The organism is Streptomyces sp. NBC_01433, from assembly GCF_026340105.1.
Taxonomy (GTDB): domain Bacteria; phylum Actinomycetota; class Actinomycetes; order Streptomycetales; family Streptomycetaceae; genus Streptomyces.
This window is the reverse complement of record NZ_JAPEPM010000001.1, coordinates 4,265,189-4,279,775: the sequence shown is the minus strand read 5'-3', so window position 1 is coordinate 4,279,775 and position 14,587 is coordinate 4,265,189. Positions and strand designations below refer to the sequence as shown.

Here is a 14,587-nt window from a genome sequence, read left to right as displayed (position 1 = left end):
ACCCGGCCTTGAGAAAAAGTGTTCGCGGTCTGCGTACGGCGTACCGGAAAATGGGGCGACCCCTGCCGTTCGCCGACTCCGAGAGATACGCGTGCTCATAAAACTCCTGCGGGCCTATCTCGGCCCGTACAGAAAACCCATCGCGCTGCTGGTGTTCCTCCAGCTGTTGCAGACCTGCGCCACCCTCTATCTGCCCAGCCTCAACGCCGACATCATCGACAACGGTGTCGTGAAGGGGGACACGGGCTACATCCTGGAGTTCGGCGGCGTCATGATCGCCGTCAGCGTCCTGCAGGTGCTCTGCAACATCGGCGCCGTCTACTACGGCGCGCGCACCGCGTCCGCTCTCGGGCGCGACGTCCGGGCCTCGGTCTTCGACCGGGTGCAGGCGTTCTCGGCACGTGAGTTGGGGCGCTTCGGCGCACCCTCGCTGATCACCCGGACGACCAATGACGTCCAGCAGATCCAGATGCTGGTGCTGATGGCGTTCACGCTGATGGTGTCGGCGCCGATCATGTGTATCGGCGGCATCATCATGGCGCTCGGCCAGGACGTGCCGCTGTCCGCGGTCCTGCTGGCGGTGGTGCCGATCCTCGGTATCTCGGTGAGCCTCATCGTGAAGAAGATGCGGCCGCTGTTCCGCACGATGCAGGAGCGGCTCGACACGGTGAACCGGGTCCTGCGCGAGCAGATCACCGGCAACCGCGTCATCCGCGCCTTCGTGCGCGACGGGTACGAGGAGGAGCGGTTCCGGGGAGCGAACAACGACCTGACCGCTGTGTCGGTGTCGACCGGCCGGCTCATGGCGTTCATGTTCCCGACCGTGATGACGGTGGTGAACCTGTCGTCCATCGCGGTGGTCTGGTTCGGTGCGCACCGCATCGACAGCGGCGGGATGCAGATCGGCGCGCTGACCGCGTTCCTCGCCTATCTGATGCAGATCGTGATGTCGGTGATGATGGCCACCTTCATGTTCATGATGGTGCCGCGCGCCGAGGTCTGTGCCGAACGCGTCCAGGAGGTCCTGGAGACCGATTCGAGCGTCGTTCCTCCGCTCGCCCCGGTCACGGAGCTGACCAGGCACGGTCATCTGGAGGTGCGGGGCGCGGAGTTCCGGTACCCGGGTGCCGAGGAGCCGGTGCTGCGGACCGTGGATCTGGTGGCGCGCCCCGGTGAGACGACCGCGATCATCGGGTCGACGGGCAGCGGGAAGTCGACGCTGCTCGGCCTCGTACCGCGACTGTTCGACGTGACGGACGGCGAGGTGCTGGTCGACGGTACGGACGTACGGACGCTGGACCCGGTCCTGCTGGCGAAGACCGTGAGCCTGGTGCCGCAGAAGCCGTACCTCTTCTCGGGGACGGTCGCGACGAATCTGCGGTACGGGAATCCGGACGCGAGCGACGAGGAACTGTGGCACGCGCTGGAGGTCGCCCAGGCCAAGGAGTTCGTGGAGCGGCTGGAGCACGGGCTGAACGCGCCGATCGCGCAGGGCGGCACCAATGTCTCCGGTGGTCAGCGGCAGCGTCTGGCGATCGCCAGGACACTGGTGCAGCAGCCGGAGATCTATCTCTTCGACGACTCGTTCTCGGCGCTGGACTACGCGACGGACGCGGCGCTGCGCGCGGCGCTGACCCGCGAGACGGCCGAGGCGACCGTGGTGATCGTGGCGCAGCGGGTGTCCACCATCCGTGACGCCGACCGGATTCTGGTGCTGGACGAGGGGCGGGTCGTCGGGAGCGGCACCCATCGCGAACTGATGGACGGCAATGAAACATACCGGGAGATCGTGCTCTCCCAGCTGACGGAAGCGGAGGCCGCGTAATGGCCGGGCCGGGCGGACGGATGATGGCCGGAGGGCCCACCGAGCGGTCCATGGACTTCAAGGGGTCCGGGAAGCGGCTGCTGAAGAGGTTCAGCCGGGAGAAGTCCTCGCTGTATCTGATGCTGGGCGCCGGGGTGCTGAGCGTGGCCTTCTCGGTGGTCGGCCCGAAGATCCTCGGCCGGGCGACCGACCTGATCTTCGCGGGCGTGATCGGCCGGGAGATGCCGGAGGGCGCCACCAAGGCGCAGGCCATCGAGGGGCTGCGCGCGAAGGGCAGCGGCGGACTGGCCGACATGCTGTCCGGGGTGGACTTCACTCCGGGCGTCGGCATCGACTTCGGCGCCGTGGGGAACGTCCTGCTGATGGCGCTGGTGGTCTATGTCGGCGCCGGGCTGCTGATGTTCGTGTCGACCCGGATCTCGATCCGGGTGATCAACCGGATCGTGTTCCAGCTGCGCGAGGACATCCAGACGAAGATGGCGCGGCTGCCGCTGTCGTACTTCGACCGGGCCAAGCGCGGTGAAGTGCTCAGCCGGGCGACGAACGACATCGACAACATCTCGCAGACGATGCAGCAGACGATGGGCCAGCTGGTCAACTCCCTGCTGACCATCGTCGGCGTAATGATCATGATGTTCTGGATCTCGCCGCTGCTGGCGCTGGTCGCGCTGGTGACGATCCCGCTGTCGGTGCTCGTGGCGGCCCGGGTGGGCAAGCGCTCGCAGCCGCAGTTCGTGCAGCAGTGGAAGGTGACGGGCAAGCTCAACGCCCACATCGAGGAGATGTACACCGGGCACACCCTGGTGAAGGTCTTCGGGCGGCAGGAGGAGTCCGCGAGGGACTTCGCCGAGCAGAACGACGCGTTGTACGAGGCGGGCTTCAAGGCCCAGTTCAACAGCGGGATCATGCAGCCGCTGATGATGTTCGTGTCGAACCTGAACTATGTGCTCGTCGCCGTCGTCGGCGGGCTGCGGGTCGCCTCCGGTGCGCTGTCGATCGGTGATGTGCAGGCGTTCATCCAGTACTCGCGGCAGTTCTCGATGCCGCTGACCCAGGTCGCCTCGATGGCGAACCTGGTGCAGTCGGGCGTCGCGTCGGCCGAGCGGATCTTCGAGCTGCTGGACGCGGAGGAGCAGGGCGCGGACCCGGAGGACGGGGAGCGTCCCAAGGAGCTGCTCGGCAGGGTCTCGCTGGAGAAGGTGTCGTTCCGCTACGACCCGGAGAAGCCGCTCATCGAGGATCTGTCGCTGAGCGTCGAGCCGGGCCAGACGGTCGCGATCGTCGGCCCGACGGGTGCGGGCAAGACGACGCTGGTCAATCTGCTGATGCGGTTCTACGAGGTGACGGGCGGCAGGATCGCCCTGGACGGCGTCGATGTGGCGAAGATGTCGCGCGACGACCTGCGGTCCGGGATCGGCATGGTCCTCCAGGACACCTGGCTGTTCGGCGGATCGATCGCGGACAACATCGCGTACGGCGCTTCGCGCGAGGTCGGCCGGGAGGAGATCGAGGAGGCGGCGCGGGCGGCCCACGCCGACCGCTTCATCCGTACCCTGCCGGACGGCTACGACACGGTGATCGACGACGAGGGCTCCGGGGTCAGCGCGGGCGAGAAGCAGCTGATCACCATCGCGCGGGCGTTCCTGTCCGACCCGGTGATCCTGGTGCTCGACGAGGCGACCAGCTCGGTGGACACCCGTACCGAGGTGCTGATCCAGAAGGCGATGGCACGCCTCGCGCACGGCCGGACCAGCTTCGTGATCGCGCACCGGCTCTCCACGATCCGGGACGCCGATGTCATCCTCGTGATGGAGAACGGGTCGATCGTCGAGCAGGGCTCGCACGACGGTCTGCTGGCGGCCAAGGGCGCGTACGCCCGGCTGTACGCGGCACAGTTCGCGGAGGCGCTCGCCGAGGTGGACTGAGACCGGACCGGCACACGGGGGCGCGACGCCGCCCCCATGTGCCGGTCGGTCCGAGACCGACCGGTGCCATGACCGGATGCGTTGCCGGACGGGCCGGGTTTCGGGCCCGTCCGCCAACGGACGGGCCGGGGATCGCGGCCCGTCCGGGTGGGCTCCTCAGTCGAGGTAGCCGCGGAGCTGGTCGGCGAAGGCGTGGTCCCGCAGCTTGCTGAGGGTCTTGGACTCGATCTGGCGGATGCGTTCGCGGGTCACGCCGAAGATGCGGCCGATCTCCTCAAGGGTGCGGGGCCGCCCGTCGGCCAGCCCGTAGCGCAGCTGAACCACCTTGCGTTCCCGCTCGCCCAGCGTGGAGAGCACCGCCTCCAGGTGTTCGCGCAGCAGCAGGAACGCGGCGGACTCGACCGGTGAGGCCGCGTCGCCGTCCTCGATGAGGTCGCCGAAGGACACATCGTCCTCCTCGCCGACGGGGGCGTGCAGCGAGACGGGTTCCTGGGCGAGGCGCCGGACCTCGACGACCCGTTCCGGGGTCAGGTCGAGCTGGGCGGCCACCTCTTCGGCGGTCGGCTCGTAGCCGCGTTCCTGGAGCATCCGGCGCTGGACCCGTACGACGCGGTTGATCAGCTCGACGACATGGACCGGGACCCGGATGGTCCTCGCCTGGTCCGCGAGCGCGCGGGACATGGCCTGGCGTATCCACCAGGTCGCGTACGTGGAGAACTTGTAGCCCCGGGCGTAGTCGAACTTCTCGACCGCCCTGATCAGTCCGAGGTTCCCCTCCTGGACGAGGTCGAGCATCGTCAGGCCGCGGCCCACGTACCGCTTGGCGACGGAGACGACGAGGCGCAGATTGGCCTCGATGAGCCGGCGCTTCGCCATCCGCCCCATGACGACGAGACGGTCCAGGTCGACGGCGAGCCGGGAGTCGGGGTCGGGGGTGCTCGCGAGCCGTTCCTCGGCGAAGAGTCCGGCTTCGACGCGGCGGGCGAGGTCCACCTCGTCGGCCGCGGTGAGCAGCGGTATCCGGCCGATCTCCCGCAGATACTGCCGGAAGAGGTCGGAGGACGGACCACCGGCGTCCGGTCTGCTCCGCGGCTCCGGGGGCTCGGGCACCTCCGACGACTCCTCCATGACCGCGTCGGGTTCCGGCGGCGGGTCCACCGCGGTCTCCGGGTGGTGCATGGCCCGGTTCTGCGCCGGAATGGCCGGCACATGCTCGGTCGTCGTCGTCACGGTCCGGGTCTGCACGGGGGCGACCTCCAGGTGATCGCTGCGCGGATCGCGGGGGATGGGGGTCCGCCTTCGTGGACCGTTCGCGCTCCGATGACTCAGGCACCGCTACCCAGTGTGGGGCACGACACATGGCTCCCACGAGGGGCGTGCGGTGACTTTTTGCGTCCGGTGCGTGACCGGGCGATTACGGGATGCTGGGGGCGGTCCGTTTCGGGACGCCGTTACGGTCCCGGGCCGGGGCGGGCGCGTGGGGGCGCTTGTCACCGGGCGGGTGGGCGCGCGGGTCACCGGGCAGGCGGGGCGCGGGTCGCCGGGTGCGTGGGGGCGCGGGTCAGAGCGCGTCGGCGCCGTTGGCGCGGAGGGACTGGGCGTACTGCTGGAGCACCCAGACCTCGTTCTGCGCGGCCGCCAGGTCCTCCGGCGCCACATTGCTCCCGAGGCGGGCGAGGCTGCCCTGGACGTCGTTGATCCGGCGGTCCACGGCGCGCAGCCGGACCTGGACGAGCTGCATGCCCGCGTAGGTCTCGTCGATGGACTTGCCGTGGAAGACCTCGACGGCGAGCTCGGTGACGAGGTTGCGCACGGTGTCGTTGGGCGCGGTGTCCAGGACGGCGACCAGATACTCGCGGGTCTCGGCCAGGCCCTGTTCGGCGCCGCCCGCGTCCGCGATGCACTGACGTACGGCGGCGTACGGCGGGGCCGTGAACTCGTCGATCCCGTAGGCGTCGAACGCCGGGGCCACCAGGGCGGGCTTCTGCAGGGCGAGTTTGAGCAGCTCGCGCTCGGTGCGGTGGGCGGGGCTGCGGAGGTTGAGTGCGGGGCCCGCGGGCGCGGTGGGTGCCTGGACGGACTGCTGCGCGGCGGAGCCTCGGGAGGGACCGCTCGCCGCGGAGCCCCGCTCGCCGCGGTTGTTCCGGTCCTTGCGGGCCCAGTGGGCGAGCTGCGCGACCCGGTGCACGACGAATTCCTGGTCGAGGATGCCCACGAAACCGGCGAGCTGGACAGCCACCTCGCGCTGCACACTGCTGGTCTTGATCTTGGCGACGACGGCGGCGGCCTCGTCGAGCGCCGCGGCGCGGCCCGCGGGTGTCTCCAGGTCGTAGCGCCGGACGATCTGGCGCAGCGCGAACTCGAAGAGCGGGGTGCGGGGTTCGACCAGATCGCGGACGGACTCGTCGCCCTTGGCCAGGCGCAGGTCGCAGGGATCCATGTTGTCCGGGGCGATCGCGATGTACGTCTCCGCGGCGAACTTCTGGTCGTCCTCGAAGGCCCGCAGGGCGGCCTTCTGACCGGCCGCGTCGCCGTCGAAGGTGAAGATCACCCGGGCGCTGCCATTGTCCATCAGGAGGCGGCGCAGGATCTTGATGTGGTCGTTGCCGAAGGCGGTGCCGCAGGTGGCGATGGCGGTGGTGACCCCGGCCAGATGGCAGGCCATGACGTCGGTGTAGCCCTCGACGACGACGGCGCGGCTGGCCTTGGCGATGTCCTTCTTGGCCAGATCGATGCCGTACAGCACCTGGGACTTCTTGTAGATCGAGGTCTCGGGGGTGTTGAGGTACTTCGGCCCGTTGTCGTCGTCGCGCAGCTTGCGGGCGCCGAAGCCGACGATCTCGCCCGAGGTGTCGCTGATCGGCCACATCAGGCGGCCCCGGAAGCGGTCGATGGGGCCGCGGCGGCCGTCCTGGGACAGGCCGGAGGTGATCAGCTCCTTGTCGCTGAAGCCCTTGCCGCGCAGATAGCGGGTGAGGTGGTCCCAGCCCGCGGGGCTGTAGCCGACGCCGAAGTGAGCTGCTGCGGCCTGGTCGAAGCCGCGTCCGGCGAGGAACTTGCGGCCGATCTCGGCCTCGGGGCCGTCCAGCTGCTCCACGTAGAACTGGGCGGCGGCCTTGTGCGCCTCGATCAGCCTGATGCGTTCGCCGCGCTGGTGGGAGGGGTTGTAGCCGCCCTCCTCGTACCGCAGGGTGATGCCCGCCTTGGCGGCGAGGCGCTCGACCGTCTCCGAGAACGTGAGGTGGTCGATCTTCATCACGAAGGCGAGGGTGTCGCCGCCCTCCTGGCAGCCGAAGCAGTGGAAGAGCCCCTTGCTGGGGCTGACCTGGAAGGAGGGTGACTTCTCGTCGTGGAAGGGGCAGAGCCCCTTGAGGTTTCCGCCGCCCGCGTTACGGAGCTGGAGGTATTCGGACACGACGGAGTCGATCGGGACAGCGTCCCGTACCGCCTTCACGTCGTCGTCATTGATCCTGCCAGCCACGGGTGAAGTCTACGGGTGAGGTCGGACAACCGGACGCGGGCCGGACCCGGAAGGGACCCGGAAGGGACCCGACGGGCAGGTCCGGGGGCAGGGCCCGGGGTGCCGGACGTGCGGTGTGGGTACGGCACCCCTGGTCGCGTCCGCCCACGGCCGGGCCCGGGCGGACGCGGCAGCGTTCAGAGGAGGGATCCCAGCGGGACCGAGGGGTCGCCCAGCGCCTCCGGGTCGAGCTGCTGTCCGGCCCGGATCAGCTCCTGGACGGTGTCGGTGACATCCCACACGTTGACGTTCATCCCGGCCAGCACCCGGCGGTCCTTCAGCCAGAAGGCGATGAACTCCCGCTTGCCCGCGTCCCCCCGGATGACGACCTGGTCGTAGCTGCCGGGCGATGCCCAACCCGAGTATTCGAGTCCGAGGTCGTACTGGTCGGAGAAGAAGTACGGCACCCGGTCGTAGCTGACTTCCTGGCCGAGCATGGCTCGCGCCGCGGCCGGTCCGCTGTTGAGCGCGTTCGCCCAGTGCTCGACCCGGAGCCGGGTGCCGAGCAGCGGATGGTCCACCGCGGCGACGTCCCCGGCGGCGTAGATGTGCGGGTCGGAGGTGCGCAGGGAGGCGTCGACGGCGATCCCGCCGCCGCGCGACCGGGCGGCGAGTTCGAGTCCGGCGGCCTCGGCGAGCGCGGTGCGCGGGGCAGCGCCGATCGCGGCCAGCACGTCGTGGGCCGGGTGCTCCTCCCCGTCGTCGGTGCGGGCGGCGAAGACCAGGCCGTCCTGGCCGGTGATCTCGGTGAGGCGGGCGCCGAAGTGGAAGCGGACGCCGCGCTCGCTGTGCAGCTCGGTGAAGATCTGACCCAGTTCGGGGCCGATGACCTGGTACAGCGGGGTCGCTTCCGATTCGACGACGGTGACCTCGGCGCCGTAACTCCGGGCCGCCGCCGCGACCTCCAGGCCGATCCAGCCGGCTCCCGCGATCACCAAGTGGCCGTTGTCGCGGCCGAGCGCGGACAGGACGTTGCGCAGCCGGTCGGCGTGGGCGAGGCGGCGCAGATGGTGGACGCCGACCAGGTCCGTACCCGGGATGTCGAGGCGGCGCGGTTCGGCACCGGTGGCGAGCAGCAGCTTGTCGTAGTGGATGACGGTGTTGTCGCCGAGCTGTACGGAGCGGGCATAGCGGTCGATGGCGGTGACGGGCTGGCCGAGGTGCAGCTCGATGTCGGCGCCCGCGTACCAGGCCGTCTCGTGGACGAAGACGCTGTCGCGCTCCTCCTTGCCGGACAGGTACCCCTTGGACAGGGGAGGCCGTTCGTACGGATGGTCGCGCTCATCGCCGATGAGGATCACCCGGCCGCTGAAACCCTCCGCCCGGAGTGTTTCGGCCGCCTTCGCTCCCGCGAGTCCTCCGCCGATGATGACGAACGTCCGATGTGCGTCGACCACTTGATGCCTCCTCAGTGCAGTGCTGCGCGGCGCCACCACCTGCGAGCGTCCCGCACGCAGCGTGATGACGAAAGAGGGTGTACCCCGATCAGGTCACACCCAGTGGTCATGGGCCGGTCTGCCGACCCGTGTCGGCACCATGCGGAGCAGGGTCCCCCCGCCCCCGTACGGAGCCGGAGTCCCCGCGCGCGGCGCGGTACGTGCGCCCAGCACACCACCTGCCCCACCGCTGACGGCCGTCGCCGCGCCCCAGCGCCGCGGGACACGCCCGAGCGGGGCGGAGCGGACAGGGCTGCCGGGACCCGTGCCCGTGCCGGGACCACGGCCGATCCCCCGTATCCGGCCCCCGCCGCCGTTCAGCGGTGGCGGGCCGTGAGGGCGGCGTGCAGGGAGCGGGCCGAGGCGTCGGTGAGGGCGGCGATCTGGTCGACCAGGACCCGTTTGCGGGCGTGGTCGTCGGGCGCCTCGTCGTACAGGGACCGGAACTGCGGCTCCAGGCCCTCCGGGGCGCGGGCGGTGAGAGCGGCGGCCAGCTCCGCGATGACGATCCGCTGGTCGGCGCGGATGGCCTCCTGCTCGGCGCGCTGCATCACATAGCGGTCGGCGACCGCCTTGAGCACCGCGCACTCGTTGCGGACCTCGCGCGGGAGCACCAGTTCCGCCCCGTACCGGCCGAGCCTGCCCGGCCCGTACACCTCGCGCGTCGCGGTCTCGGCCTCCTGGCAGAAGCGGCCGATGAGCTGGCTCGTGGCGTCCTTCAGCCGGGCCTGGGCCACGGCGGAGCCGTCGTAGCCGTGCGGCCACCAGTCCTGTTCGAGCAGCCGGTCCAGGGCGTCCGAGAGCTCCTGCGGGTCGGTGTCCGCCGGTACGTAGCGCCCGACGGCGACGACCCAGATCTCGCGCCGCTCCGGCTCGGCGTGCAGGCAGTTGGGGTCGATGTGCCCGGCGTGCAGCCCGTCCTCGAAGTCGTGCACCGAATACGCGACGTCGTCGGACCAGTCCATGACCTGGGCCTCGAAGCACTTGCGGTCCTGCGAGGCGCCCTCGCGGGCCCATTCGAAGACCGGCAGGTCGTCCTCGTAGACCCCGAACTTCGGTGAGCCGGGGTCGGTGGGGTGGGCGCCGCGCGGCCAGGGGTACTTGGTGGCGGCGTCCAGGGCGGCGCGGGTCAGATTGAGCCCGACGCTGGCCAGCTCCCCGGTCCGGGTGTCGCGGACGAAACGCTTCGGTTCGAGGCGGGTCAGCAGGCGCAGCGACTGGGCGTTGCCCTCGAAACCGCCGCAGTCGGACGCGAAGTCGTTGAGCGCCTGTTCGCCGTTGTGGCCGAACGGGGGGTGACCCATGTCGTGGGCGAGGCAGGCCGTTTCCACGAGATCGGGATCGCAGCCGAGTGCGGCGCCGAGCTCACGGCCGACCTGGGCGCACTCCAGGGAGTGCGTGAGCCGGGTCCTGGGGCTGGCGTCCCAGGCGCTGGAGCGGGTGCCGGGCGTCACCACCTGGGTCTTCCCGGCGAGCCTGCGCAGCGCGGCGGAGTGCAGCACCCGGGCCCGGTCGCGCTGGAAGGCGGTACGGCCGGGCCGTTTGTCCGGCTCGGTGTCCCAGCGCTCGGTGTCACCCGGCCCGTAAGGGCTGGTTCTGATGTCCTGTGCGGTGTGTGTGCCGTATGCCCCGCGTGCGCCCTGTGTCCCGTCCATGGTCCCGACAGTAGCGACCGGGGCGGACAACGCGCCGGGCGCGGGCCCCCGGGGTCAGGCCGAGGCCCGCATCCGTTCGCACGCCGGGGCGCCGCCGGGGCAGGTCGTGCCTGACGTGGTGGCCGCGGCCGGGCAGCAGCGACGACGGGGGCGGTTCCGGGACGGTGGAGCACCGGTTTCCCAGGTCGGCGAACCTTTTGGCCGTTTTGCTCGTCCGATCAGATGGGACCGCACAACAGATCGACAGGGGGGCTCCGATGCGACTCACTCGACCGAAGTGGCCGACGTGGCGGACGTGGCGGACGTGGCCGAAGCCGCTGGAACGGCTGCGGCGACCGCGGCCACCGGAAGCGCTCGGGCGGTCCGGGACGGCGCCGCGGCTGCCGCTGCCCCGTACCCGGCGCGCGCAGCGGCGGGTGGCGCAGGGGCTGATGCTCGCCTGCGTGATGGGGATCGCGCCCGCGACCTGGATGCACACCACCGCCGACGCCCGGGTCCGGACCACGGCCGACGCGCCGGCCGGGGACGTCGCCGTGGTGTTCGGGGCCGGGCTGTGGAAGGGGAGACCCTCGCCCTACCTCGCGCACCGGCTGGACGCCGCGGCCGAGCTCTACCGGACCGGCAAGGTGAAGGTCGTGCTGGTCACCGGGGACAACGGCCGGGTGGAGTACGACGAGCCGGACGCGATGCGCACGTATCTCGCCGCGCACGGGGTGCCCGACGCGCGGATCGTGAGCGACTTCGCCGGGTTCGACACCTGGGACTCGTGTGTACGGGCCAAGAAGATCTTCGGGGTCGACCGGGCCGTCCTGGTGAGCCAGGGCTTCCACATCCGGCGGGCGATCGCCCTGTGCCGGTCCGCCGGGATCGACGCGTACGGGGTCGGGGTCGACGCGAAGCGCGATGCGACCTGGTACTACGGCGGGGCACGGGAGATGTTCGCGGCGGGGAAGGCGGCCGTGGACGCCGTGTTCAAACCCGATCCGCACTTCCTGGGGCCCGAGGAGCCGGGCGTGACGGAGGCGCTCGCCGCCGGAAAACGGTGAGCGGGGTCAGGGGTAAGCAGGGCAGGGGTAAGCGCGGGCAGGGGTAAGCGGGGCAGGGGTAAGCGGGGCAGGGGTGAGCGCGGGCAGGGGTGAGCGGTGCCACGGATGCCGGAGTTCAGGGTGTGCGCGCTCCGGGCGGCGGCCGCCCGGTGGTCCACCGCCCGCCGGGGATGAGAGTGCCGCCGGTGTGCAGCGAGCGGGTGACGGCCGCCGCCGCCAGATAGACCCAGGCGTGCACCGGCCCATCGGGCGCCGGGCCCACTGACTCCAGTGCTTCGGGCGCCGGACCGTGCACCGGCACTTCGGGCGCCGGGACCTCGATCTTCCGGATCACCCGCTCGTACAGGTTGCGCGGGTGCCCCGGCCCCAGGTACTCCTCCAGATGGTCGAGCAGCCCCAGCAGTTCCCCGTACACCCCCGGCACCGCCCTGATCAGGGTGCCGTGGACCGTGCCGTGGCCCTCGATGGCGTACGGGTATCCGGGGCCGTCGTACAGCAGGGCGCCCGGCAGCGCGGCCCGCCACTCCCCGGTCGTACGCCCCCGCAGGAAGAGGTCGTGATTGGGTTCGCCGGGGAGCAGCGTGCCGTACACGAAGAACGGCAGCTCGGCGGCGGATCCGGACTCCGGCGGGGCGGCGCTCACGCTCGCCGTCACAGGGCGGTTTCGGGCGCCGTCTCCGCCGTCACCCAGCCGAGGTAACGGGCGCTGCCGCGGACCACCGGGATCGCGATGATCTCCGGGATGTCGTAGTCGTGCGCCGCCCGGATGTGGTCCTCCAGTTCGTCGTAGCGCTCGGCCGTCGTCTTCAGGAGGACCTGCCACTCCTCGTTGGTCTCGATGGCGTTCTGCCACCGGTAGACCGAGGAGACGGGCGCGGAGATCTGGGCGCAGGCGGCGAGCCGTGCCTCCACCGCGCCCCGCGCCAGGGCGTGGGCCTTGTCCTCGCTGTCCGTCGTGGTCAGTACGGTCAGCCATGCCGGCGCTGTCATCGTCGGTCTCCTCGGGGTACGGGGGGCTCCTGCCCCCTCTCGGCCTCCCCCAATTGTCGGCCCGAACGGGCTCAGGCGCCGTACGGACGCCTCGCCTTGGCCTCGCGCAGGGCGTGTCCCCACCAGACCAGCTGGTCGAGCAGCGTCTTCGCCGCCGCGTCGGGGGCCGTGGGGTCCTTGTGCCGGCCCTCGTCGTCGAAGAGCGCGCCCGCGTTGTGGAAGGAGACGGTGTCGCGTACGGAGACGGTGTGCAGTTCGGCGAAGACCTGGCGGAGGTGTTCGACGGCCCGCAGCCCTCCGGAGATTCCGCCGTACGAGACGAAGGCGACGGGTTTGGCCTGCCATTCGGCGTGGTGCCAGTCGATGAGGTTCTTCAGTGGGGCGGGGAAGGAGTGGTTGTACTCGGGGGTGAGGACGACGAAGGCATCGGCCTGCGCCAACCGGGGTGTGACCTTGGCGAGTTGGGACAGCGTCGCGGCGTCCGGGCGGAAGGAGAGGGAGTACGGCAGGTCGAGTTCGGCGATGTCGACCAGGTCGGTCTCGATGTCCGGACGATCCGCCGCGTGGGCGAGGAACCAGTCGGCGACGACCGGTCCGAAGCGCCCGTCGCGGGTGCTGGCGAGGATGACGGCCACCTTCAGCGGGGCGGCGGTCGTGAGGGGTGACGCAGGCGTGTCGAGGTCCATGCCGGAGAGGCTCGCGCCTCAACCGTGGTTGAGGTCAAGCCTCGCCGCCGGGAAGTGCCTCGGCATACGGTGGACCGCATGACAACTCCCGCACCGGCGCTGTACATCGAGGTCAATGGACACCCGGCCACCGAGGAGGATCTACGGATCCCCGCCTTCTTCGACTACGGCCATTTCACGGCCATGCAGATCAGGGACGGAAGGGTGCGCGGCCTCGCCCTCCACCTCGACCGGCTGGACCGCGCGAACCGCGAACTGTTCACGCTCGCGCTGGACGGGGACCATGTACGGGAGCTGATCCGGCACGCCCTGGACGGCGCCGGAGTCCGGGACGCCTCCACCCGGGTGCACGGCTTCCTCCCGCCGGGCGACACGGAGACGACGCTCATGGTCACGGTGCGGGACCCCGCGCGGATGGCCACCGCCGCGAAGAGCCTGATGTCGGTGCCGTACGCACGGGCGGTGCCGCACATCAAGCGCCCCGGCGAGTTCGGGCAGACCTATTACGGCCGGCTGGCCGAGCGTGCGGGCTTCGACGAGGCACTGCTGACCGCGCCCGGCGGCGTGGTGACCGAGGGCTCGATCACCAACGTCGGCTTCTGGGACGGTACGTCGGTGGTGTGGCCGCAGGCACCCTCGCTGACCGGCATCACCATGGCCCTGCTGGAGAGCGGACTGGCCGAAGCGGGCCGGCCGTCGGTACGGCGCCCGGTGACATTGGACGGCCTCGGCGCGTACCGGGCGGCCTTCGTCACCAACTCGCAGGGCTTCGCTCCGGTCCGGCGGATCGACGACATGGAGTTCGCGGTCGACGAGGAGCTGATGGGTCAGTTGACGAAGGTGTACGAGGACGCCCCCTGGGACACCGTCTGAGCCGAGGCGTACGGCGCCGGGGCGGCGCGGCACCGGGGCGGCGCGGCACCGGGGCGACAGGACCCATGGACGCCGGGGTGCACGCCGGAGCGACAGGACATGTGGGGGCGGGGACGCCGGGGCCGCCCGGCCGCCGGGCCGGTGCAGGAGCATGGGGGTATGCAGATCCATATCGAAGCCTCCGATCTCCCGGGCCGCACCTGCGGCCCCGACACCGACTTCCCCGGTTTCGACAACATCCACGTCGGCGTGCAGCGCAAGGACAGGCCCGGCGAGCTGCTCGGCCCCTACCCGGGCGACGCCCCGTCCGCCATCTGGACGCTGGACTGCACGACGACGGCCACGGCGGACGGCATCGAGGTCACCGGGCCGTACGTCCAGAACCGGCTGGGCGGGCGCTTCGTCTATCTGTCCTGGGGGACGGTGGACGGCACCGGCCTGTTCAGCATGTTCCGGCGCGCCAAACTGATGTTCAGCGACATCGATCCGGCCGTCCTCGAAGCCGCCGCCCGGACCGGGCACCTCACCGCGCGACTGCGGCTCACCGACGCCAAGGGGCAGCCCTTGTGCGCCCGGGTACGCCCGCCGCACATCACCTGGACCGCCACGAACGGCACCTGACACCCGGACG

General features: G+C 70.8%; 12 protein-coding genes. 5 read left to right on the top strand and 7 right to left on the bottom strand.

What is annotated here, in order from left to right; translation table 11 throughout:
• Positions 1-91: 91 nt before the first annotated feature.
• Complete coding sequence (locus tag OG413_RS19205; protein WP_266807136.1) at positions 92-1,825, top strand: ABC transporter ATP-binding protein; 1,734 nt, start codon at positions 92-94, stop codon at positions 1,823-1,825.
• Positions 1,825-3,750, top strand: a complete 1,926-nt coding sequence (locus OG413_RS19200) for an ABC transporter ATP-binding protein (protein WP_266807134.1) — start codon at positions 1,825-1,827, stop codon at positions 3,748-3,750. Before OG413_RS19205 ends, OG413_RS19200 begins: the two co-directional genes overlap by 1 nt.
• 156 nt (positions 3,751-3,906) lie before the next feature.
• On the opposite strand, the gene OG413_RS19195 is transcribed toward OG413_RS19200, so the two are convergent.
• The 4 genes from OG413_RS19195 to OG413_RS19180 all read right to left on the bottom strand — a co-directional run bounded on the left by OG413_RS19195 (position 3,907) and on the right by OG413_RS19180 (position 10,361).
• Positions 3,907-4,995 carry an RNA polymerase sigma factor gene (locus OG413_RS19195; RefSeq protein WP_266807132.1) on the bottom strand — a complete coding sequence of 363 codons (1,089 nt, stop codon included), beginning with the start codon at positions 4,993-4,995 and terminating at the stop codon, positions 3,907-3,909.
• Between the two features lie 316 nt (positions 4,996-5,311).
• Positions 5,312-7,231, bottom strand: a complete 1,920-nt coding sequence (dnaG, locus tag OG413_RS19190; protein WP_266807130.1) for a DNA primase — start codon at positions 7,229-7,231, stop codon at positions 5,312-5,314.
• Positions 7,232-7,407: 176 nt separating this feature from the next.
• Positions 7,408-8,667: an NAD(P)/FAD-dependent oxidoreductase gene (locus tag OG413_RS19185; RefSeq protein ID WP_266807128.1), complete on the bottom strand. Its 1,260-nt coding sequence runs from the start codon at positions 8,665-8,667 to the stop codon at positions 7,408-7,410.
• A gap of 356 nt (positions 8,668-9,023) precedes the next feature.
• Positions 9,024-10,361, bottom strand: coding sequence for a deoxyguanosinetriphosphate triphosphohydrolase (locus tag OG413_RS19180; RefSeq protein ID WP_266807126.1), 1,338 nt, complete (start codon positions 10,359-10,361; stop codon positions 9,024-9,026).
• Positions 10,362-10,618: 257 nt separating this feature from the next.
• Here OG413_RS19180 and OG413_RS19175 point away from each other — a divergent pair, with 257 nt between their 5' ends.
• Positions 10,619-11,407 carry a vancomycin high temperature exclusion protein gene (locus tag OG413_RS19175; protein WP_266807124.1) on the top strand — a complete coding sequence of 263 codons (789 nt, stop codon included), beginning with the start codon at positions 10,619-10,621 and terminating at the stop codon, positions 11,405-11,407.
• A 115-nt stretch (positions 11,408-11,522) separates the two neighbouring features.
• Here the strand turns inward: OG413_RS19175 and OG413_RS19170 are convergent, their stop codons facing one another.
• The 3 genes from OG413_RS19170 to OG413_RS19160 form a co-directional block, all read right to left on the bottom strand.
• A complete protein-coding gene (locus tag OG413_RS19170) occupies positions 11,523-12,050 on the bottom strand; it encodes a gamma-glutamylcyclotransferase family protein (protein ID WP_266807122.1) in 528 nt (175 codons plus the stop codon).
• A gap of 8 nt (positions 12,051-12,058) precedes the next feature.
• On the bottom strand, positions 12,059-12,397 hold the full coding sequence (gene cutA, locus OG413_RS19165; protein WP_073724584.1) for a divalent-cation tolerance protein CutA: 339 nt from the start codon (positions 12,395-12,397) through the stop codon (positions 12,059-12,061).
• A 71-nt stretch (positions 12,398-12,468) separates the two neighbouring features.
• Complete coding sequence (locus tag OG413_RS19160; protein ID WP_266807120.1) at positions 12,469-13,083, bottom strand: NADPH-dependent FMN reductase; 615 nt, start codon at positions 13,081-13,083, stop codon at positions 12,469-12,471.
• A 78-nt stretch (positions 13,084-13,161) separates the two neighbouring features.
• On the opposite strand from OG413_RS19160, the gene OG413_RS19155 reads away from it, so the two are divergent.
• Together OG413_RS19155 and OG413_RS19150 are read left to right on the top strand one after the other, a co-directional pair.
• On the top strand, positions 13,162-13,956 hold the full coding sequence (locus OG413_RS19155; RefSeq protein ID WP_266807118.1) for an aminotransferase class IV family protein: 795 nt from the start codon (positions 13,162-13,164) through the stop codon (positions 13,954-13,956).
• A gap of 159 nt (positions 13,957-14,115) precedes the next feature.
• Complete coding sequence (locus OG413_RS19150) at positions 14,116-14,577, top strand: DUF5990 family protein (protein ID WP_266807116.1); 462 nt, start codon at positions 14,116-14,118, stop codon at positions 14,575-14,577.
• Positions 14,578-14,587: the final 10 nt, after the last annotated feature.

Coding starts and splice junctions, on each gene's coding strand:
- cutA (WP_073724584.1), bottom strand. CDS start 12,397: ATGACAGCGCCGGCATGGCTGACCGTACTGACCACGACGGACAGCGAG.
- OG413_RS19160 (WP_266807120.1), bottom strand. CDS start 13,083: ATGGACCTCGACACGCCTGCGTCACCCCTCACGACCGCCGCCCCGCTG.
- OG413_RS19180 (WP_266807126.1), bottom strand. CDS start 10,361: ATGGACGGGACACAGGGCGCACGCGGGGCATACGGCACACACACCGCA.
- OG413_RS19200 (WP_266807134.1), top strand. CDS start 1,825: ATGGCCGGGCCGGGCGGACGGATGATGGCCGGAGGGCCCACCGAGCGG.
- OG413_RS19150 (WP_266807116.1), top strand. CDS start 14,116: ATGCAGATCCATATCGAAGCCTCCGATCTCCCGGGCCGCACCTGCGGC.
- OG413_RS19175 (WP_266807124.1), top strand. CDS start 10,619: ATGCGACTCACTCGACCGAAGTGGCCGACGTGGCGGACGTGGCGGACG.
- OG413_RS19155 (WP_266807118.1), top strand. CDS start 13,162: ATGACAACTCCCGCACCGGCGCTGTACATCGAGGTCAATGGACACCCG.